The organism is Rhodococcoides navarretei, assembly GCF_038069675.1.
Classification (GTDB): Bacteria; Actinomycetota; Actinomycetes; order Mycobacteriales; family Mycobacteriaceae; genus Rhodococcoides; species Rhodococcoides navarretei.
Window position 1 is genome coordinate 2,230,539 of record NZ_JBBPCN010000001.1, and the last position, 18,411, is coordinate 2,248,949.

General features: G+C 65.3%; 22 protein-coding genes. 13 read left to right on the plus strand and 9 right to left on the minus strand.

What is annotated here, in order from left to right; translation table 11 throughout:
* Nucleotides 1–38 precede the first annotated feature (38 nt).
* Both AABD04_RS10700 and AABD04_RS10705 read right to left on the minus strand, forming a co-directional pair.
* Nucleotides 39–695, minus strand: coding sequence for a hypothetical protein (locus AABD04_RS10700; protein ID WP_341441158.1), 657 nt, complete (start codon nucleotides 693–695; stop codon nucleotides 39–41).
* The gene (locus tag AABD04_RS10705; protein ID WP_341441159.1) at nucleotides 692–1,483 is read right to left on the minus strand and encodes a helix-turn-helix domain-containing protein; all 792 of its coding nucleotides are present in this window, start codon (nucleotides 1,481–1,483) and stop codon (nucleotides 692–694) included. Before AABD04_RS10705 ends, AABD04_RS10700 begins: the two co-directional genes overlap by 4 nt.
* A gap of 146 nt (nucleotides 1,484–1,629) precedes the next feature.
* Between AABD04_RS10705 and AABD04_RS10710 the strand changes: the two genes are divergently transcribed.
* On the plus strand, nucleotides 1,630–2,499 hold the full coding sequence (locus AABD04_RS10710; protein ID WP_341441160.1) for a sensor domain-containing diguanylate cyclase: 870 nt from the start codon (nucleotides 1,630–1,632) through the stop codon (nucleotides 2,497–2,499).
* Nucleotides 2,500–2,501: 2 nt separating this feature from the next.
* Here the strand turns inward: AABD04_RS10710 and AABD04_RS10715 are convergent, their stop codons facing one another.
* A complete protein-coding gene (locus tag AABD04_RS10715) occupies nucleotides 2,502–3,098 on the minus strand; it encodes a CHAP domain-containing protein (protein ID WP_341441161.1) in 597 nt (198 codons plus the stop codon).
* A gap of 47 nt (nucleotides 3,099–3,145) precedes the next feature.
* On the opposite strand from AABD04_RS10715, the gene AABD04_RS10720 reads away from it, so the two are divergent.
* Complete coding sequence (locus AABD04_RS10720; RefSeq protein ID WP_423228135.1) at nucleotides 3,146–3,922, plus strand: SIR2 family NAD-dependent protein deacylase; 777 nt, start codon at nucleotides 3,146–3,148, stop codon at nucleotides 3,920–3,922.
* 43 nt (nucleotides 3,923–3,965) lie between these two features.
* Here the strand turns inward: AABD04_RS10720 and AABD04_RS10725 are convergent, their stop codons facing one another.
* Genes AABD04_RS10725 through AABD04_RS10735 form a run of 3 tightly spaced genes read right to left on the minus strand, consistent with a single transcriptional unit; the run spans nucleotide 3,966 to nucleotide 6,282 of the window.
* Nucleotides 3,966–5,027, minus strand: coding sequence for an ABC transporter permease (locus tag AABD04_RS10725; RefSeq protein ID WP_341441162.1), 1,062 nt, complete (start codon nucleotides 5,025–5,027; stop codon nucleotides 3,966–3,968).
* On the minus strand, nucleotides 5,024–5,884 hold the full coding sequence (locus AABD04_RS10730) for an ABC transporter ATP-binding protein (RefSeq protein ID WP_341441163.1): 861 nt from the start codon (nucleotides 5,882–5,884) through the stop codon (nucleotides 5,024–5,026). Before AABD04_RS10730 ends, AABD04_RS10725 begins: the two co-directional genes overlap by 4 nt.
* Complete coding sequence (locus AABD04_RS10735; RefSeq protein WP_341443011.1) at nucleotides 5,881–6,282, minus strand: GntR family transcriptional regulator; 402 nt, start codon at nucleotides 6,280–6,282, stop codon at nucleotides 5,881–5,883. Before AABD04_RS10735 ends, AABD04_RS10730 begins: the two co-directional genes overlap by 4 nt.
* A gap of 195 nt (nucleotides 6,283–6,477) precedes the next feature.
* Between AABD04_RS10735 and AABD04_RS10740 the strand changes: the two genes are divergently transcribed.
* The 3 genes from AABD04_RS10740 (at nucleotide 6,478) to AABD04_RS10750 (ending at nucleotide 9,638) form a co-directional block, all read left to right on the plus strand.
* The gene (locus AABD04_RS10740; protein WP_335741571.1) at nucleotides 6,478–6,867 is read left to right on the plus strand and encodes a hypothetical protein; all 390 of its coding nucleotides are present in this window, start codon (nucleotides 6,478–6,480) and stop codon (nucleotides 6,865–6,867) included.
* A gap of 67 nt (nucleotides 6,868–6,934) precedes the next feature.
* Complete coding sequence (gene secA2 / locus AABD04_RS10745; protein WP_341441164.1) at nucleotides 6,935–9,238, plus strand: accessory Sec system translocase SecA2; 2,304 nt, start codon at nucleotides 6,935–6,937, stop codon at nucleotides 9,236–9,238.
* Complete coding sequence (locus AABD04_RS10750) at nucleotides 9,231–9,638, plus strand: META domain-containing protein (protein ID WP_341441165.1); 408 nt, start codon at nucleotides 9,231–9,233, stop codon at nucleotides 9,636–9,638. Before secA2 ends, AABD04_RS10750 begins: the two co-directional genes overlap by 8 nt.
* A 4-nt stretch (nucleotides 9,639–9,642) precedes the next feature.
* Here the strand turns inward: AABD04_RS10750 and AABD04_RS10755 are convergent, their stop codons facing one another.
* Nucleotides 9,643–10,230, minus strand: coding sequence for a TetR/AcrR family transcriptional regulator C-terminal domain-containing protein (locus AABD04_RS10755; protein WP_341441166.1), 588 nt, complete (start codon nucleotides 10,228–10,230; stop codon nucleotides 9,643–9,645).
* A 96-nt stretch (nucleotides 10,231–10,326) separates the two neighbouring features.
* Here AABD04_RS10755 and bioB point away from each other — a divergent pair, with 96 nt between their 5' ends.
* From bioB to AABD04_RS10770, 3 genes are read left to right on the plus strand one after another with little or no spacing between them, the layout of a single operon-like run.
* Entirely contained in the window at nucleotides 10,327–11,346 is a 1,020-nt protein-coding gene (gene bioB / locus AABD04_RS10760; protein WP_341443012.1) for a biotin synthase BioB, read from the plus strand.
* Nucleotides 11,347–11,368: 22 nt separating this feature from the next.
* A complete protein-coding gene (bsaP, locus tag AABD04_RS10765) occupies nucleotides 11,369–11,593 on the plus strand; it encodes a biotin synthase auxiliary protein BsaP (protein ID WP_335741575.1) in 225 nt (74 codons plus the stop codon).
* A gap of 6 nt (nucleotides 11,594–11,599) precedes the next feature.
* Complete coding sequence (locus tag AABD04_RS10770; RefSeq protein WP_341441167.1) at nucleotides 11,600–12,196, plus strand: DUF2567 domain-containing protein; 597 nt, start codon at nucleotides 11,600–11,602, stop codon at nucleotides 12,194–12,196.
* Nucleotides 12,197–12,206: 10 nt separating this feature from the next.
* Here AABD04_RS10770 and AABD04_RS10775 read toward each other — a convergent pair whose 3' ends face one another.
* Complete coding sequence (locus tag AABD04_RS10775; protein WP_279393350.1) at nucleotides 12,207–12,905, minus strand: NUDIX hydrolase; 699 nt, start codon at nucleotides 12,903–12,905, stop codon at nucleotides 12,207–12,209.
* A gap of 79 nt (nucleotides 12,906–12,984) precedes the next feature.
* Between AABD04_RS10775 and nadA the strand changes: the two genes are divergently transcribed.
* From nadA to AABD04_RS10800, 5 genes are all read left to right on the plus strand, one after another.
* Nucleotides 12,985–14,043 carry a quinolinate synthase NadA gene (nadA, locus tag AABD04_RS10780; RefSeq protein WP_341441168.1) on the plus strand — a complete coding sequence of 353 codons (1,059 nt, stop codon included), beginning with the start codon at nucleotides 12,985–12,987 and terminating at the stop codon, nucleotides 14,041–14,043.
* A complete protein-coding gene (locus AABD04_RS10785) occupies nucleotides 14,040–15,608 on the plus strand; it encodes an L-aspartate oxidase (protein WP_341441169.1) in 1,569 nt (522 codons plus the stop codon). The genes nadA and AABD04_RS10785 overlap by 4 nt, the downstream gene beginning before the upstream one ends.
* A gap of 1 nt (nucleotide 15,609) precedes the next feature.
* Entirely contained in the window at nucleotides 15,610–16,485 is an 876-nt protein-coding gene (gene nadC / locus AABD04_RS10790) for a carboxylating nicotinate-nucleotide diphosphorylase (protein WP_341441170.1), read from the plus strand.
* 34 nt (nucleotides 16,486–16,519) lie between these two features.
* Nucleotides 16,520–16,894, plus strand: a complete 375-nt coding sequence (locus tag AABD04_RS10795; protein WP_243594956.1) for an RNA-binding S4 domain-containing protein — start codon at nucleotides 16,520–16,522, stop codon at nucleotides 16,892–16,894.
* Nucleotides 16,895–16,959: 65 nt separating this feature from the next.
* On the plus strand, nucleotides 16,960–17,142 hold the full coding sequence (locus AABD04_RS10800) for a hypothetical protein (protein ID WP_341441171.1): 183 nt from the start codon (nucleotides 16,960–16,962) through the stop codon (nucleotides 17,140–17,142).
* Nucleotides 17,143–17,195: 53 nt separating this feature from the next.
* On the opposite strand, the gene AABD04_RS10805 is transcribed toward AABD04_RS10800, so the two are convergent.
* Complete coding sequence (locus AABD04_RS10805) at nucleotides 17,196–18,404, minus strand: HNH endonuclease signature motif containing protein (protein ID WP_423228136.1); 1,209 nt, start codon at nucleotides 18,402–18,404, stop codon at nucleotides 17,196–17,198.
* Between the last annotated feature and the right edge of the window lie 7 nt (nucleotides 18,405–18,411).

Sequence of the window (18,411 nt, forward strand, 5' to 3'; positions counted from 1 at the left end):
TGCGGGCGGCCGCAGCTACACCTGGGCCGGATCCGGCATCACCGTGCCGGCCGTGCTGGTGCTGTCGTTCGCGATCGGTGTACTGCGTCGCCCGAACCGGCGTCGGTGTCGGGGGTGGGCCGGGTGAGAGCTGCAACCAGTGCTGCGGGATCGTCCACGTGCAGGCAGAAGGTGTGGGCGTTGCCGTCCAGCCGCCATCGCTGCAGTGGTGCCGGTACGGTAACCGTTGTAGCGCAGAATAAATGGACGTCGACGGCGGTGCCGTCCTGATTCGGCAGCACGAGTCGGCCGCCGTCGAGACTCGGTGAGACGACGCCGAACCGGCGGTGGATTCGGGCGGAGGCGATGGCCGATCGGTCCACCGTTGCGACGACCTTCCCCGAGGTTCGCAGTGTGAGCGTCGTCGGCGAGAGGACGTGCGGATGGACGCGGGCCAGCGCGACCGACGATGTGAGCGCCACCAGTGACGCCACCGACAGGGCCGCAACCACTGCGCTGATCCACAGCACCGGAATCAGCAGATGCAGCACGACCATCTCGATGACGGTGACGACGCCGAACATCACGGGCATCGCGCGAGTCCCGCGGACCGTTGTGAACATCACCGAGTCTGCGCCGATCGGCGCGTGTCGTCCCCGCGCCCACAGCAGCAGCGCGTGGCATCTCCCGACCTGGACCGGGGTGTCGACCGTCATCGAGTATCACCCGATCGGCTCGATTCGGTGGTCCGTAGCCGTGCGGTGGCGCGGATGATCACTGCGCGCTGAGCGGGATCGGGCACGATGTCGTCGATACCGAACGGGCCGGAGCTCTCGGTATTCTGTCCGGCGGTGCCGAGCGAATCGACATCGAGCAACGACGTCAATTCTGCTGCGAGCGAGTCGATATCACGTTCGGCGACGTCCGGGTCTCGCCCTTCGAGCGCGCTGAATCTGCGCAGGATGCCCAGGTAGTTCTGCCGGCTGCCGGGATCGGCCAGCGTCGCTGTCATCGTCTCGAAGAACGACGTGGGGACTGTGCCCGAGATCGCCATCACCTCCAGCAGGTCACGCTCGCGGAGCAGCGTTTCTCGGTCGGTGTCGTCGGCTGCATCGATCACAGCGGCCAGCGTGTCCGCCGCACCGCGCGGTAGGGCCGTCAGTGCACGATGCTCGACGGCGTCGTCGAGCAGGGCCGACAGTCGGGCATGCTTGTGCGCCAACGCTTTCTGCTCCGACTCGATTCCGGCCAGCAGTGCTCGCAGATCGGCGACCACATCGCTGTCGTCCGTCGGGGACCGGTCGAGGGCGGCCGCTATCGCGCCGAGAGCCATTCCGGAGTCGGCGAGCCACCGGATTCTCATCAGTCGAATCACGTCGTCGATCGTGTACTCGCGATAGCCGTTGGACAGTCGGCGTGGCTCATCGAGCAGGCCGATCCGGTGGTAGTGACGCACGGTTCGACGTGTCGTTCCGGCGGCGTCGGCCAGAGATCCGATTCTCATGCGTTCAGTGTGAACCGTGACGCTACGTCAAGGTCAAGACCGGCTGCCCGTGCTCGGCCGAACTCCGGCACGAGGCACCGCGTATTCTCGGTGGTTCGTGCGAGCCGACGTGGCTCGTACTGTTCGAGGAAGAGACCTGGCTCAAGATGGTCGACACCGATCGTTGGTATCGGGAGATGTTCGAGGCCAGCACAGTCGGATTGGCGCTCGCCGACGAGAACGGACTGTTGGTTCTCGCGAACGAGGCGTACGCAGCCGTTGTCGGTTGTCCACGCCATCTGTTGCCCGGCCGGTCCTCCCGTGAATTCACCCACCCCGACGATCTGGCGCAGCACGCCGCCATGGAACAGATCATGAACGACGCCAGGGCACGTGGGGAAGCGGTCCACCTCGAGAAGCGGTACCTGCATCCGGACGGCACGGTCCGGTGGGGCTGGATCTCGGCCAGCGAGATTCCCGGCCCCGATGGCACTCGGTGGACGATGGCCGTCGTGCACGACGTCACCGACCGGCGGCGGGTCGAGGACGATCTCCGGCAGGCCGCGCAGACCGATGCTCTCACCGGGTTGCTCAACCGACGTGGATGGCGAGATCGGTTGCATCAGTTGACGACACCGCGAGGTGCCGATGTCGCGTTGGCTCTGGCGATGGTCGACTTCGATCGGTTCAAGTCGTACAACGACCAGTACGGACACGGAGGCGGGGATCGGCTGTTGGTTCAGTTCTCTGCTGCTGCCGTGGGCCTGCTCGGCGGGCGCGCGTCCATCGCGCGGTGGGGCGGCGAGGAGTTCGCCCTCGTGATGCCCGGTGTGGGGTCGACGACCATGTCGGCCGTACTGGCCGAGTTGTCGGCGGTCGTGCCCGACGACCAGACCTTCTCCGCGGGTTACACGACACTGCGTGCGGGGGAGTCCGTCGACGACTGCTTCGACCGTGCGGACATGTTGCTCTACCGAGCCAAACGCGACGGTGGTGCACGTTCGTACGGCGACGTGGACGCGATCTCGAGGTCGTGACCTCAGCTCTGAAGCCGACCGAATCCGACGACTCCGGAGTCGGAAGCGTAGTGCAGCGTGTGCACCCTGATCTTGCCTGCTTCGTTGCCGCCGACGGTGACGGCCTCGTCGCCGTCGACCGCGACGATCACGTTGGTGTGTTGGCCGGCCCAGCTGGTGTTGTCGTAGAGCACCACATCGCCCACCGATGGCGTGTAGTCGCCGACGGTCTCGAATCGTCCCTGCTCCTGGTAGTACTCCTGCAGGGTGTAGACGCCGGGTATGCGCCACGAACCCGAATGGGGGTTCGAGAGCGGCATGTCCGCTTCCTTCATGATCCAGCTGACGAAGTTGGCACACCAGGCCTCGTCGACGCCCTCGGCGTAGAACGTTCCCGGGCGTTGCTGCTCGTGTTCGGCTCGCAACAGTTCCACCACCCTGGCCTGACCGTCGGTCAGCTCGGATGCGTTCACCTCGGGGAACGCTTCGGTGTCCCACGGCAGATACCGGCTCGGTGCCAGCCACAGAACCCCGACGGCCACCACGACGACGACAGCGGTGCAGACCACTACCCACAGCGGCCACCGTCGTCGGGTTCGCGAGGTGGTGTCGATGCTCATGCGACCACGGTAGCGCGAGGTGGGACACCGCTCGGCACAATGACCGGGTGACCACTTCCGAGAATCCGTCGCCCGTTGTTGTTCCGAAGCCCGTCGTGGACTCCGCGCGAGAGGCATCGCGGATCACCGTACTCACCGGCGCAGGCATGTCTGCCGAGTCGGGGATCGCGACGTTCAGGGACGCGCAGAGCGGGTTGTGGAAGGACTTCGACCCCAAGGATCTCGCCAGCCCCGAGGGGTGGCTGGCCGACAGCGATCTGGTGTGGGGTTGGTATCGGTGGCGAGCCGAGTTGGTACGGCGCTCCGAGCCCAACGCCGGTCACATGGCACTGGCGAGGTGGCAGGCCCGCGCGCACGTCGACATCGCCACCCAGAATGTCGACGATCTCCACGAGAGGGCCGGAGCCGAGGTTCTCTCGCACGTGCACGGCAGTCTGTTCGAGCCGTACTGCAGCGACTGCGGGGCACGAGCGCAGTTCGACAGTGCCGCCGACGCCCCGACCCAGGCCGACCAGCGGGTTCCGCCGCCGGAGTGCCCGCTGTGCGGTGGGCTGATTCGGCCGGGGGCGGTGTGGTTCGGCGAATCGCTGCCCGAGGCTGCGTGGGAAGCGGCCGAGGGCGCGGTGCGCGCGGCCGACCTCGTTCTCGTCGTCGGCACGTCGGGCGTCGTGTACCCGTTCGCCGGGCTGCCGGCCATCGCCCGCAGCGCAGGAGCAACCGTGGTCGAGATCAATCCGGTCGAGACCGAGGTCTCGGACATGGCCGATCACCGGTGGCGCACCACGGCCGCAGTGGGATTGCCTGCGTTGGTTGCGCAACTGTGATCCCGGTGGCTACCCGTCGCTTCGCAGGGTGACGGACCTGCCATCACGGCCGCAGTCTGCGCACCAGTAACAGTGACAGCCCGCCGAACAGGGCGGCGATCACCAACGACAGACCGGTCTCGATCGCCTGGAATCGCCAGAACAATCGATCCTCGTGGTACTTCGTCTCGAAGGCCTCGGCACCCTGTCCGCGGACGCATTCGATCGCGATTCGGGCGTTGTCCGCGCTGCGGCGGTCCGAGTACTCCTCGTATTCTGCGACCGTCTCGAATTCGCTCATGTCCCGGTAGTCATCGGGCCAGGTGCACCGCTGCCAGTCGATGGCGACGACATCACCGTGTCGATCGACATAGCCGGACGAGACGTTCCATCGCGGATAGATGGTGATCGAATCCATCGGAAGATAGAAGTCCGGGGTGCCGCCGTACATCTCGCTGGTTTTCTGCTCCACCGTTTGCCGCTGGACCTCGGGGCTCGCGTAATGCTCACGGATCTGGGTCGGCAGCAGCGCCAGGAACGCAGTGGACACGACGACGGTCGTGATCATCGCGGCGATCGTGTTTCTCATGGCCAACGCGCACGCTGCGCCGAGCATCAGTCCCACGGCCGTGTACGCGCCTGCTACGAACCCTGTTGCGCCGAAGGTGGGGAAGTCCAAGCGCGATTCGCCAGTACTCATGAAAGCGAACGCCCCCGGAGAAGTTCGGTACTTCGCCCAGTAGAGCGCGCATCCGAGGAGGGCCACGGCGAGCATCGTCGGAACGAACACGACGAGCACGCGCACTCCGTACCACCGTCGTCTGCTCACCGACTGGGTCAGACCCAGCACATGGGAACGGCGTTCGAGGTCGCGAGAGAACACGGTGACCCCGACGAAGGCCCCGAGCACGACCGGTAGCGCGATCGTAAGAAGAATCGCAATGGTCTGCGCGGTCTCCGCCGTGCAGTAGTCGTCTCCGATCCCGAGGCACCCCTGGAGTACCGGAATCGGTGCCACACCACCGTCGAGCAGAGTGATGGCAATCGTGATGGCCGCCAACAGCAGTGGGGTCAGCACCCCGAACAGAATCGTTGTGCGGAACTGTCTCCACGTCACCCAGATCATGCCGCCACCGCCGCTCCGAGGTGGGCAAGCACGACGTCGTCCAGGGTGGCGTCTTCGACGGTCCAGCCCGGTCGCACGGTCTCCGGTCGGGTGCCGTGGACGACGAACACTGCTGCGCTGGAGCCGGATACGTCGGAGACGATGGTTCCGTCGTCGACGGTGAGTTCGGCGTCGGTGCTACCGATGAGGAGGTAGTGCTCGGCCGTGATGGTGTCGAGTTCGCCGTCGAGTCGAATTCTGCCGTCGCGCAACAGGAGTAGTCGATCGGCGACGTCGACCAGTTCGGACAGCACGTGCGAGGAGAGCACGATGGTGGTGCCGTTCTCTGCTGCGTCGCGCATCAGTGTTCGGGCCACGGCGCGTCGAGCGACCGGATCGAGGTCGGCGAGAGGCTCGTCGAGCAGAAGTACTTCCGGGCGTCGTCCCAATGCGAGTGCGAGGGCGACGCGGGTGCGGTGACCGGGAGAGAGCGATTTCACTCGGGCGGAGACAGAGATTCCGGCCGCATCGACGAGTTCCGCCGCATAGGAATCGTCCCAGTGTGCGTTGGTGTTTCGACCGAATCGCAGCATGTCGGAGACGGTGAAGTGTGGATACAGGGGCTTGTGCTGGGCGAGATAGGACAGGCCGGGAGCAATCCCGCCTCGGCCCACGACTTCGCCGAGCACTCGGACGGTTCCGGCGTCCGGTGCGAGCAGTCCGACGGCCAACGACATCAGAGTCGACTTGCCTGCACCGTTGGACCCGACCAACGCTGTGACGCTTCCTCTTTCGACGGTGAACGAGCATCGATCGAGTACGGTCCTGCGTCGGAACGACTTGACCACCTCGTCCATGGTGAGAACCGCGTCGGTCATGATTCGTCTCTTTCGGTTCGGTCGAATTGTGCGTCGAGAGCTGCGGTGACGATGGCCTCGAGGTCCGGTCTGTCCAATCCCGCTGCGAGGCAATGGCGAATCCAGCGGTCGAGTTCGGCCTCGAGTGCCGATCGTTCGGCCATGCCGGGTTTCGCGAGCGAGGCGACCACGAAGGTTCCCGATCCGGTCCGTGGTTCCACCAGTCCTTCTCGTTCGAGTTCGCGGTAGGCCTTGAGCACAGTGTTCGGGTTGATGGCGAGTGCCGTGACCACGTCCTTCGCCGTCGGGAGCTTGTCGCCGACAGTGAGTGATCCGAGGCGTAATGCCTGTTTGGTCTGCAGTATCAGTTGGACATAGGTGGGGATGCCGGACTGACGATCGATGCGGTACGCGATCATCAAGACCCTTTCACTAGTTGATTAGTGGAAGACGGTAATGCGGACTCCTCGGTTTGTCCAGACTCCGCGGTCGGTCGGTGGTCTCGGAGCTGCAGGGGCACGCTGTCGAGCGACTGGGGCGCGTTGTCCTCGGCACCATCCGAATTCGTCTCGATTCCCGCAGCCCTGACGGGATTGGGTCCTACCGTTGTCGATATGACACCAGACACCGAATCGATCGACAGCTTCTTTGCTCGCTACACGGGGTATTTGACCGCGGGTGATCTGGACGGCCTTGCCGAGATCTACAACTATCCGGCGCTGGCGGTCACGGCCCGGGGTTGTGCGGCGATTGCCGAGCCGCAGCAGACCCGAGAGTTCTTTCGGCAGGGGCAGACCTACTATCGGTCGCGCGGAATCCACGGTGTTCGGGCCCGCGACATCGTCACCGAGGTAGAGGTGCCGGGTGTCTGGGTCGGGCATCTACTTCTGGAGAACCTCGACTCCGACGGTTCGCCGGTGGGAACCGAGCGCAATGCCTATCAGGTGGTGACAGCCGAGGACGGCACTCGTCGGATCGCGGTGACGACGCCCCTCGACGCCTAGGCCTGGGCGGAGCCGCACTCGGTACTGTGGGACGGAACGGTTCTTCTTTCTCAGGTAGGGATAACAGATGGCTTTGGGCTCCGACCGATTCTGGCGTGTACTCGGCCGCTCTGCGCAGAAGGCGCAGAGCACCTCGCGTCAGCGCGTCGACCGAGCCCAGGAGCATGCGGAGTGGGCAGCTGCTCTGACCGAAAGCGAATTGGTGAACGAGGCGACCGCGCTGCGCGTCGAGAATGCTGCGCGCCTCGACGTTCCGCGGTATCTGGCGTTGACGCGTAAGGCGAGCGAGCGTGCCCTGAAGCTCCGGCCCTTCGATGTGCAGCTGCACGGTGCCGTGCGCTTGCTCGCGGGCGACGTGGTGGAAATGGCGACCGGCGAGGGCAAGACGTTGGCCGGTGCCATCGCTGCCGTCGGATACGTGTTGTCCGGGCGTGCGGTGCATGTCATCTCGGTCAACGACTTTCTCGCCCAACGTGACGCGACATGGATGCGGCCGCTGTTCGAGTCCCTCGGGATCTCCGTCGGTTCCATCGGCGAGTCGTCGACAGCACAGGAGCGTCGCGCCGCCTATGGCTGTGACATCACCTATGCCTCGGTCAACGAGATCGGTTTCGACGTTCTGCGTGATCATCTGGTGAACGACCGAGACGATCTGGTCGCTCCCGTGCCGGACGTCGCCCTGATCGACGAGGCCGATTCCGTGCTGGTCGACGAGGCGCTCGTTCCACTGGTGTTGGCCGGTTCGGTTTCCGGCGACGTCTCGACATCGACGGTCATGGACGCAGTCCGGTTGTTGGACAGGGGTGCTCATTTCGACACCGATGCCGAAGGGCGCAACGTGTTCCTCACCGACGAGGGAGCGCTGCGGATCGAGAAAGAGCTCGGCGGCATCGACCTGTACTCCGAGCATCACGTCGGGACGACGTTGGTGGCGGTCAACGTGGCACTGCACGCCCAGGTGCTGGTGCAGCGCGACGTCGACTACATCGTCCGTGACGGACGGGTGCAGTTGATCAACGCCTCGCGTGGCCGCGTGGCCGAACTACAGCGCTGGCCGGACGGGTTGCAGGCCGCGGTCGAGATCAAGGAAGGCCTCGCCCCCACCGAGACGGGGGAAATTCTCGACACGATCACCGTGCAGGCGTTGATCAATCGGTACGCCACGGTGTGCGGTATGACCGGTACGGCCATGGCGGCGGGGGAGCAGCTTCGCACGTTCTACGGTCTCGGGGTCTCGGTCATCGCGCCCAATGTGCCGACGGTGCGCGTCGATGAGCCGGACCGCGTGTACGACACGACCGAGCACAAGAATGCAGCAATTGCCCTGCAGGTGAAAGAGATTCACGAGACCGGTCAGCCTGTTCTCGTCGGGACCCACGATGTCGCCGAGTCCGAGGCGCTCGCCGAGACGCTCGTCGCGTCGGGCGTGGAGGTGGTGGTGCTCAACGCCAAGAACGACGCCGAGGAAGCGGCGGTCATCGCCGCGGCGGGTGTACACGGCGCGGTGACGGTATCGACGCAGATCGCCGGTCGCGGAACCGACATCAAGCTCGGCGGTCCCGACGGTGCCGATCGCGAACGAATCGCCGAGCTCGGTGGACTGTACGTTCTCGGCACCGGTCGCCACACCACCGAGCGACTCGACAACCAGCTTCGAGGACGAGCGGGTCGGCAGGGAGATCCCGGGCGCTCGCTGTTCTTCGGCAGCTGGGAGGACGACGTCGTCAAGAACAACATCGGCGACAAGGATGCCCCGAAGGGCATCGACGAGAGCGGAATGTTCACCTCGTCTGCTGCGGCCGACCGCGTCGACCATGCGCAACGCATCGCCGAGGGGCAGATGCTCGAAATACACTCGCGCACGTGGCGTTACAACCAGCTGACGGCTCAGCATCGTGAGATCCTGGATCGCCGCAGGGCCACCCTGCTCGACTCCGACGAGGCATTGACGTTGCTCGAGCAGCACGCACCGACGCGCTCGAAGGAGTTGCGCGAGACCGTATCCGAGGAGACTCTGGTCGAGGTCGCCCGTCAGATCGTCCTCTACCACCTCGATCGGTCGTGGTCGGACTACCTCGCGCACCTCGCCGATGTGCGCGAGAGCATTCACCTGCGCGCGCTGGGTCGCGAGAATCCGCTGGACGAGTATCACCGGATCGCGGTCGAGGCATTCAAGACGGTCGCCTCCAAGGCGATGGATCTCTCGCACGCTACGTTCGAGTCGGCCGAGATCACCTCGGACGGAATCGATCTGGACGAAGCCGGCTTGCGTCGACCGACATCGACCTGGACGTACATGGTGCACGACAACCCGTTCGCGTCCCGCGGAAATGCCGGTGCGGCCGGTCTGGGGCCGATCTTCGGTGGCTGACGCGCGGCGCGCTCTGATCGCTCTCGCATTCGGTGCAAGCGCGGTGGCGTCGGCGTGTGCCGACTCGTACGGCGAGTTCCCGGCCGACAAGACCTACTCGTCCATCGACGCACCCGACTCCTACACGCCGGTCGCCGGAACGACCGTCAGGCTCGAATTCGTCGACGACCGAATCTCGGCCGAGGCCGGGTGCAACAGATTGTTCGGCACCGTGGACACCTCGCAGGGCCGGATCACCATCGATTCTCTCGGGTCGACGCGGATGGCCTGCCCGGAGGCGCTGATGGAGCAGGACCGGTGGCTGTCGGCGTTCCTGACCTCCACACCAGAGTGGTCTCGGGACGACGGCACCATGACCCTGGACAACGGGAGCGAGCGCATCGTCTTCGAGGAATTCTGATCGACTAGTGGCGGATGCGGTCCGCGGCGGTGTGGCGTACTCCGTCGAGAAAGAGTTGCAGCCCGAATTCGAATCTGCTCGTCGGGTCGGGGCTCTCGAACAGCGGAGACGCGTCGGGGGTGAGGGCTCCCACGGAGTCCATGTGGAGCCGCGCCTGCTCGTCCACAGTCTGGCCGAGGATGTAATACAGCAACGTGTCGGCGGTGAGTTCCGCATCGCGACGCGGCAGTCCCGCTCGAATGCACACGGCAGCGATTCGTTCGCGAATGTGGTTGGTGGTCAGCCTCGATGCGTAGGTTGCGGCGACCAGTTCGGCACCGTCGCGTCGGGACAGGAGGGCGTCGCGCAGTCGGTGGGCGATCTGCCCGATCTGGGTGTCCCACGAGTCCTCGGTGGGCGGTGCATCGGCCCCGGAGAGTATGTGGTCGGCGATGGCACCGAGCAGTGTCTGCTTGTTGGGAAAGTGCCAGTACAACGCGCCCGGCTGTACGTGCAGGGATGTTGCCAGACGCCGCATCGTCAGGTCTGCCAGGCCGTACTCGTCGAGAATGGCGATCGCGCCGTCCAGGACGTCCTGCCTGTTCAGTTGCACTGCATCCCTCCTTCGTTCGACGCCTCGTCGCTTTGACAGTAGCCGAGCGTGGTGCCTAACGTGAACACCGTTCAACTTGAACGGTGTTCAATGACGATGCCGTTCGACTACGAGGGGACCGGAATGGACATTTTGCGCACGGCGCGTACACAGGTGCTCGACGACGGCATCGCGCTCGATCGATCTCAGGTTCTCGAGGTTCTCGAACTCGGCGACGACCGTCTCGAAGAGACGATGTTGTTGGCCCACGAGGTGCGGATGAAGTGGTGCGGGCCCGAGGTCGAGGTCGAGGGAATCGTCAGCCTCAAGACCGGCGGATGCCCCGAGGACTGCCACTTCTGTTCGCAGTCAGGGCTTTTCGCTTCCCCGGTTCGTGCTGCGTGGCTCGATATCCCGTCGCTGGTCGAGGCAGCGAAGCAGACCGCGAAGACCGGAGCGACGGAATTCTGCATCGTGGCGGCGGTGCGCGGACCCGACGCCCGGCTGCTCGCGCAGGTTGCCGCCGGAATCGACGCCATCCGGAACGAGGTGGAGATCGATATCGCCTGCTCGCTGGGCATGCTCGATCAGGATCAGGTCGATCAGCTCGCGGCGATGGGCGTGCATCGCTACAACCACAACCTCGAGACCTCCCGCTCGTATTTTCCGAACGTGGTGACCACCCATACGTGGGAGGAACGGTGGAACACGCTGCGGATGGTGCGCGAGGCAGGAATGGAGGTGTGCTGCGGCGGAATTCTCGGCATGGGGGAGACACTCGAACAACGGGCCGAGTTCGCAGCCGACCTCACCGCACTCGAGCCCGACGAGGTGCCTCTCAACTTTCTCAATCCCAGACCGGGAACCCCGTTCGGAGACCTCGATGTGCTGCCCGCATCCGATGCTCTGCGAGCCGTCGCCGCGTTTCGTCTCGCTCTGCCACGCACGATTCTGAGGTTCGCCGGCGGCCGCGAGATCACTCTCGGTGATCTGGGTGCCGAGAAGGGAATCCTCGGCGGTATCAACGCGGTCATCGTCGGCAACTACCTGACGACGCTCGGTCGTCCGGCAGAGCAGGATCTCGAGCTTCTCGGGGAGCTTCGGATGCCGATCAAAGCGCTCGGCTCGACTATCTGATGGGCGTATTAGGGTGGGTTGAATGACGAGCGAGATCCACTACGACCCGTACACCGGTCGGCCTGTCGACGCCCGAGCCGAGGTGGGTACGGATTCGTTGTCGGTAGCCGTCCGCCTCGGGTTGGAGCCGCCGCGGTTCTGCGCCGAGTGCGGTCGCCGCATGGTGGTGCAGATCGTTCCCGACGGGTGGACGTCGGTGTGCTCTCGTCACGGCCTCGTCGATTCGGCCGCGACGGGTAGGCGCTAGGGCGTCATGTCGGAAGTTGTGGACGTCCCACCGCGGAGCAGCACCGCCCGTGTCTTGTCGACGGTTGTCGGAATGTCGGTGGCAGCGTCGGCTCTGGGCGGGATGCTGTGGGGGTTCCTGGCACCGGCGCAGCAGCTGCTCGTGGTGGCGCAGGACCGCGGGGCGGCCCTGACCGGGGAAAGTCTGCACCGCTTCGACGGCCTCGCGTTGTTCTCGTTCGTGTCTTTGGCCCTGGGAATCCTCCTCCCGACCGGGTGGTGGCTGTGGCGGTCGGAGCGAGGACCGCGGCTGTTCGGTGCCGTCTTCCTCGGCGCTCTCGTCGGCTCGGTCGCTGCGATCCTGGTGGGGAACGGGATTGCCGCACTTCGATTTCCGAAGGCCACCGACCCTGCAGTCGGGTCCATCGTCACCGTTGCGCCCAGTATCGAGACTCCGCTGGTGTTGATCGTTCAGGCGCTGACGGCATCGCTGGTGATCTTGTTGCTGGCGGCGATGAACCCCAACGACAATCTGCAACACGCCGATCCCGACCCGGACGATCCGGAGGTCGAGTTCTTCCCACCGCCACCGCCACCGTCGTTCGACTCGAATCGAGCCGACTGACAGCAGTCGTTCACGCCTGTGGCGGGCGTAATGCGGCGAACTCGTCGGTGACTCGAATGCTGTTGTCGGCGAAGCGGAACAGAGCCGGCGGCCTGCCACCGGCCTTGCCCGACGGCGCTCGTCGTCCGGTGGGTTCGATGACGCCGCGTCGGCTCAGCACGCGCTGCAGGTTGGTGGCATCCACCTGATAACCCAGTGCGGCACCATAGATTTCGCGCAGCGACGAGATCGAGAACTCGACCGGTGCGAGTGCGAAGCCGATGTTGGTGTACGAGAGTTTCGCGACCAGTCGATGTCTCGCGTGAGCGACGACTGTTCCGTGATCGAACGACATGGGGGGCAGGGCCGAGACAGGGTGCCACGTGGTGTCCCCGGGCAATGTCGGCTCTGTCGAGATCGGCACCAGGCCGAGGAAGGTCGACGCGATGCGCCGGTCCCCGGGAACCCGGTCGGGTTCGCTGAAGATCGACAGCTGTTCGAGATGCGCCACCGAGCGCACGTCGACCTTCTCGGCGAGTTGGCGACGTGCGGATGTCGCGAGGTTCTCGTCGTCGCGCAGAGTGCCGCCGGGAAGCGACCACGTTCCGGCCTCGGGATCGAGTGCACGCTGCCACAGCAGCACCGCCAGTTCCGGTGAGTCGGGGTCGGAAAAGGCTCGAACTTGGAACACCGCAATGAGCACTTCGTGGACGGTGCTACGATGAATCATGTTTTCGATCATAGGTCGAAAACTCCCTCGGAGGAAATTCGGTCACGGACGACCGGATGATCGGTGAAGGAGAACCGTCATGACCAGCAGCGCTACCCGGGTGAACATCCTGGACTCGGCATTCGCCGGAGTTCGCGACATCGTCGACGGAGCCGGTGGCTACGGGGGAGTCGAGCCGACACCGGAATGGGCCGCCGAGGTTCGACGGCTCGCCGATCTGCGCGGTGCGACGCTGCTCGCACACAATTACCAACTACCTGCGATCCAGGACGTCGCCGATCATGTCGGTGACTCTCTCGCGCTCTCTCGCATCGCCGCCGAGGTGTCCGAGGACACCATCGTGTTCTGCGGAGTCCACTTCATGGCAGAGACGGCGAAGATCCTGAGCCCGCAGAAGACGGTGTTGATCCCGGATCAGCGCGCCGGCTGCTCGCTCGCAGATTCCATCACCGCGGATCAACTCCTCGAATGGAAGGCCGACTTCCCGGAGGCCGTCGTCGTCTCCTACGTCAACACCACCGCCGAGATCAAAGCGCTGACCGACATCTGCTGCACCTCGTCGAACGCCGTCGAGGTCGTCGAGTCGATCGATCCGGGCCGCGACATCCTGTTCCTGCCCGATCAGTTCCTCGGCGCGCACGTCAAGCGCGTCACCGGGCGCGGGAACCTGCACATCTGGGCCGGAGAATGCCACGTGCACGCCGGAATCAACGGCGACGAGTTGGCCGAGAAGTCTCGCACCCACCCCGATGCAGAGCTGTACGTTCATCCCGAATGCGGTTGCGCCACATCGGCTCTGTACCTCGCAGGCGAAGGATTCGTACCCGCCGACAAGGTCAAGATTCTCTCCACCGGCGGCATGCTCGACGCCGCCCGCACCACCGCGTCCAAGCAGGTCCTGGTCGCGACCGAGATCGGCATGCTGCACCAGCTGCGGATGGCGGCACCAGACGTCGACTTCCTCGCCGTCAACGACCGCGCATCGTGCGGCTATATGAAGATGATCACCCCTGCGGCCCTGCTGCGCTGCCTCGTCGAAGGGCGGGACGAAGTACACGTCGACCTCGAGACCGCGAACATCGCGAGCAAGTCGGTGCAGCGGATGATCGAGATCGGTACCCCCGGCGGCGGCGAGTGACCCCAACGGTCGCGTGGGAGACCGCGGCTGATCTCGTCGTAATCGGCGGCGGAATCGCCGGACTCACCGCGGCCCGCACCGCGACGGCCCGCGGCCTGCGGGTGCTGACCGTGAGCAAGGGACGTTCCGCCGATACGGCGACGCAGTACGCCCAGGGCGGGATCGCGGTCGTCGGTCCCGAACTCGAGGATTCGATCGAATCTCATGTGGCCGACACCTGCGTTGCCGGTGCCGGCTTGTGCGACGAGGACGCGGTTCGCTCGATCGTCTCCGGCGGCCGCGCGGCGATCACCTCGCTCGAAGCTGCGGGCGCACAGTTCGACCTGGCGGCGGACGGCGCGGTTGCGCGGACCCGCGAGGGCGGCCACAGCGTTCGACGCATCATTCACGCCGGCGGAGACGCCACCGGGGCCGAGGTACAGCGCACGTTGGACGCCTCCGTGCCCACGGTGCAGTTCGACACCACCGCGCTGCGGGTACTGACCACCGACGGCGAGGTCGTCGGTCTCCTCGTGCGCGGACCCCGCGGCATCGGCGTCGTTCATTGCCCGACGGTGCTGCTCGCCACCGGTGGACTGGGACAACTCTTCTCGTGCAGTACCAACCCGTCGGGCGCGACGGCCGACGGCATTGCGCTCGCACTCGACGCCGGTGCCCGGATCGCGGATCTGGAATTCGTGCAGTTCCATCCGACCGTGTTGTTCGCCGCCGGGTCCACGGGCCGCCGTCCGTTGATCAGTGAGGCAGTGCGGGGCGAGGGAGCCCGCCTGGTCGATCGCACCGGTCGTGCGTTCATGGAGGGCGTGCATGCACTCGGTGACCTCGCGCCACGTGACGTGGTCTCCCGCGCCATCGCCGAATTGCTGCATGCCAGTGGCGACGACCACGTGCTGCTGGACGCGCGTCGCGTCGAGCATGTGCGCGAGCGGTTTCCGACCGTGACGGCATCGTGCCTCGAGGCCGGAATCGACCCGGCGACGGACCTGATTCCGGTGGCACCCGCAGCGCATTATTCGTGTGGGGGCGTGGCAACGGATACATCCGGGCGCACGTCGGTTCCCGGCTTGCTCGCCGCAGGCGAAGTGGCGCGCACCGGCTTGCACGGTGCCAACAGGTTGGCATCGAACAGTCTGCTCGAGGGTCTCGTTGTCGGTGAGCGTGCGGCCCACGTGGCAGCCGAACGGGTCGGCCGAAACAGCAAGATTTCGCATGTCGCATTGCCCACGTATCGCCGTATCGACCGCGCGGTGCTGCAGCGCACCATGACCGCCGAGGTCGGCGTCGTGCGAGATGCAACGGGTCTTGATGCAGCGCAACGTATTCTGTCGCACGGCGTGGTATCGGAACCGCCCGTGGATGCGTCTGCAGTCGAGGACGCCGCGTTGACCGCTGCGGCGGAAGTGATCGTGCTGGCCGCGTCGGAGCGCCGTGAGAGCAGAGGGTGCCATACCCGACGCGATGTCCCGGGTAGCGTACCGGCGCAACGCCGAAGCCTGTTCATCGAACGAGATCTCGACGGACGGTTGGCGATCGTGAACGACGATGTGATGACGGGAGCACGCTGACATGACCGATACCCCGAACGAGGTGAACCCGGGCGTCGATCGCGCCGAGGTACTCGGTCTGATCCGGACCGCGCTCGACGAGGACCTGCGGTACGGACCCGACATCACCACGCTGGCAACGGTTCCCGAGTCTGCTGTTGCCACGGCCTCGGTGGTCTCGCGCCAGTTCGGCACGATCGCCGGGATCGATATCGGACTCCTGGTTCTCGACGAGGTGATCGGAACCGACGGGTACTCCGTCGTACATCGCCTCGAAGACGGATCCGATGTCGAGCCGGGACACGCTGTTCTGACGGTCGAGGCTCCGACTCGGGGTTTGCTCACCGCCGAACGCACCATGCTCAACATCGTCTGCCATCTCTCGGGGATCGCCACCGCAACCGCAGGCTGGGTCGCCGAGGTCGCCGACACCGAATGCAAGATCCGGGACAGCCGAAAGACGTTGCCGGGGATGCGTTCTCTGCAGAAGTACGCAGTGCGCGCAGGTGGCGGCGTCAATCATCGGATGGGTCTGGGCGATGCCGCGCTGATCAAGGACAATCACGTCGCAGCGGCGGGTTCGGTCGTTGCTGCCCTGAATGCGGTGCGCGCTGCTGCCCCCGACATCGCCTGCGAGGTCGAGGTCGACAGCCTCGAGCAACTCGACCAGGTGCTGGCGGAGAACGTCGAACTGGTTCTGCTGGACAACTTCGCGCTGTGGCAGACGCAGATGGCCGTGCAACGTCGCGATACGGCCGCACCGCAGACGAAGCTGGAATCCTCGGGCGGACTGACCGTCGATGTGGCACGGGACTACGCGCGCACGGGGGTCGACTTCCTCGCGGTGGGCGGTCTGACACACTCGGTGACAGTGCTCGATCTCGGCCTGGACATGTAGTCGAGCCTCGCAATGTGAGGAAATTCGTTCGAAAATGGAAGTTCAGAGTGTCCGTCTCGACAGTTGGATCTGGGCGGTCCGCTTGTTCAAGACGCGGTCTGCCGCTGCTGCTGCCTGCCGCGGCGGTCACGTCCGCGTCAACGGCACCCCTGCCAAGCCCGGCCATCGCATCGGTCCGGACGACGAAATCCGGCTTCGGGTCGAGGGTGTGGAGAAGATCGTCGTGGTGGTGCGAGCGATCACCAAGCGCGTCGGCGCATCCGTCGTGCCCGAGTGCATGATCGATCGCAGTCCACCGCCGCCACCGAAAGAAGTTCTGGCCTCCGTACCGAGGCGTGATCGAGGGGCAGGCAGACCGACCAAGCGCGATCGTCGTGAGATCGACAGGCTGCGGGGCCTGGGCCTCTAGTGCGCCCGGCTCCTTTCAGTTACCTTCGGTAACGACAGGCAGTTCGTACGCGCACGGAGGTGGGAATGGACTCCGTCCTGTGGACTCCACGTTTCGCAGGTGTGTATTTCCTGGCAGCAGCGTTGCTCCTCGTTCTGTTCTCGGCCATCGACGCTTCCCTTGCCATCGCCGCACCGCTTCCGTTGATGTCGGTGGGACTCGGAGTAGCTGTTCTGATTCACAATCGACAGCGTCACTCGGTTCGCTGAAGCATTCCGACGCGGGTGTAGGCAGGGCTGTGCCCTGACACTGGTGTAGGCCGTCAGGCGGGTTGTCGTGGTTCTTCGTCGCCGGGATCGTCGTGCTGGTCGGGTGGGTAGAGCACTTCCTCGGGGTGGTGTGCGTGATTGATGAGGCCGCGGCGTTTGGGGTCCATCCCCGCCGGTGGGTGCCAGAGGGTGCGGCCTGGGTAGCGATGTCCTGCTGTGGTTTTGGTGGTGGCCCATGTGTTCGGTCCGGTGCCGACGAGTGCGTGGTGCATGTCGCAGCCGAAGGTCAATCCGTCGATGTCGGTGTAACCGCCGTCGACCCAGTCGGTCACGTGGTGGGCTTGGCACCAGGTCGCGGGGCGGGTGCAGGAGGGGAAGCTGCAGCCACGGTCGCGGGCGATGAGCACGATGCGTTGGTCGGCGGAGGCGATGCGTTTGCTTCGGCCGAGGTAGAGGGCTCTGCCGTCGTCGTCGAAGATGGTCAGGTAGTGGTGGGCGTGGGAGGCCATGCGGATGGCGTCGCGGATCGACACTCGTGATCCGGTGGCGGTCTTCGCGTATCCGCAGCCGGCTTCGAGGTCTTTCAGGGTCATGGTGACGATGGCGGTGACGGGCAGGCCTCGGTGGGTGCCGAGTGTGCCGGAGGCGAGGGTGTGTCGGAGCGCCAGTTTCAGGGCGTCGTGACGGCGTTCGTTCTGGGTGCGGACATCACGTGCGGCGGCGGCATCCCGCGCTGCGGTATCCGGCACCGCGGTATCCGGCACCGCAGTATTCGGTTCGTCGCTACCGGGGGCAGTGGGGTCCGGTGCATCGTCGGGGTCGGTGTCGGTTGCGTCGGTGTCGTCGGTGTCGTCGGTGTCGTCGGAACGACCTGGCTCTGTGCCGCAACCACAGTCGCGACGGTTACGTTCGTCGCCACAGTTGCCCTCATCGCAGCAGTTGTCATCGCAGTCGCACTCACTGTCGCCGCAGTCGCCGTCGCAGCCACAGTTGTTGCTGTGCCACAGTCCGGCGTTACTGGAACCGGCATCACTGGGCTCGGGCTTGGGCTCGGGCATGGGCGCTGTGCCGCTACCATTCCCGCGACTCCTGCTCCCGCTCTTCTCGTCGCTGCCGCTGCGGGTCTCATCGCTGCTGGTCTCATCGTGGACGACCGATGTCGGGTCGGCCGGGTTGTACATGCCCGGTTTCGCGGCTTTGGAGAACAGGGCCTCGAGGTAAGCCCGCAACTCGGGGTCGACGCAGAATTTGCCTTCCGACATTCCGTCT

Bases quoted from the DNA above. Each gene is read 5' to 3' on its own strand.
- AABD04_RS10710 (WP_341441160.1), top strand. From the start codon at position 1,630: ATGGTCGACACCGATCGTTGGTATCGGGAGATGTTCGAGGCCAGCACA.
- nadC (WP_341441170.1), top strand. From the start codon at position 15,610: ATGACCGATACCCCGAACGAGGTGAACCCGGGCGTCGATCGCGCCGAG.
- AABD04_RS10700 (WP_341441158.1), bottom strand. From the start codon at position 695: ATGACGGTCGACACCCCGGTCCAGGTCGGGAGATGCCACGCGCTGCTG.
- AABD04_RS10730 (WP_341441163.1), bottom strand. From the start codon at position 5,884: ATGACCGACGCGGTTCTCACCATGGACGAGGTGGTCAAGTCGTTCCGA.
- secA2 (WP_341441164.1), top strand. From the start codon at position 6,935: ATGGCTTTGGGCTCCGACCGATTCTGGCGTGTACTCGGCCGCTCTGCG.
- AABD04_RS10740 (WP_335741571.1), top strand. From the start codon at position 6,478: ATGACACCAGACACCGAATCGATCGACAGCTTCTTTGCTCGCTACACG.
- AABD04_RS10800 (WP_341441171.1), top strand. From the start codon at position 16,960: ATGGACTCCGTCCTGTGGACTCCACGTTTCGCAGGTGTGTATTTCCTG.
- AABD04_RS10715 (WP_341441161.1), bottom strand. From the start codon at position 3,098: ATGAGCATCGACACCACCTCGCGAACCCGACGACGGTGGCCGCTGTGG.
- AABD04_RS10775 (WP_279393350.1), bottom strand. From the start codon at position 12,905: ATGATTCATCGTAGCACCGTCCACGAAGTGCTCATTGCGGTGTTCCAA.
- bioB (WP_341443012.1), top strand. From the start codon at position 10,327: ATGCCGTTCGACTACGAGGGGACCGGAATGGACATTTTGCGCACGGCG.
- AABD04_RS10770 (WP_341441167.1), top strand. From the start codon at position 11,600: ATGTCGGAAGTTGTGGACGTCCCACCGCGGAGCAGCACCGCCCGTGTC.
- AABD04_RS10705 (WP_341441159.1), bottom strand. From the start codon at position 1,483: ATGAGAATCGGATCTCTGGCCGACGCCGCCGGAACGACACGTCGAACC.
- AABD04_RS10795 (WP_243594956.1), top strand. From the start codon at position 16,520: ATGGAAGTTCAGAGTGTCCGTCTCGACAGTTGGATCTGGGCGGTCCGC.
- AABD04_RS10735 (WP_341443011.1), bottom strand. From the start codon at position 6,282: ATGATCGCGTACCGCATCGATCGTCAGTCCGGCATCCCCACCTATGTC.
- nadA (WP_341441168.1), top strand. From the start codon at position 12,985: ATGACCAGCAGCGCTACCCGGGTGAACATCCTGGACTCGGCATTCGCC.
- bsaP (WP_335741575.1), top strand. From the start codon at position 11,369: ATGACGAGCGAGATCCACTACGACCCGTACACCGGTCGGCCTGTCGAC.
- AABD04_RS10725 (WP_341441162.1), bottom strand. From the start codon at position 5,027: ATGATCTGGGTGACGTGGAGACAGTTCCGCACAACGATTCTGTTCGGG.
- AABD04_RS10805 (WP_423228136.1), bottom strand. From the start codon at position 18,404: ATGTCGGAAGGCAAATTCTGCGTCGACCCCGAGTTGCGGGCTTACCTC.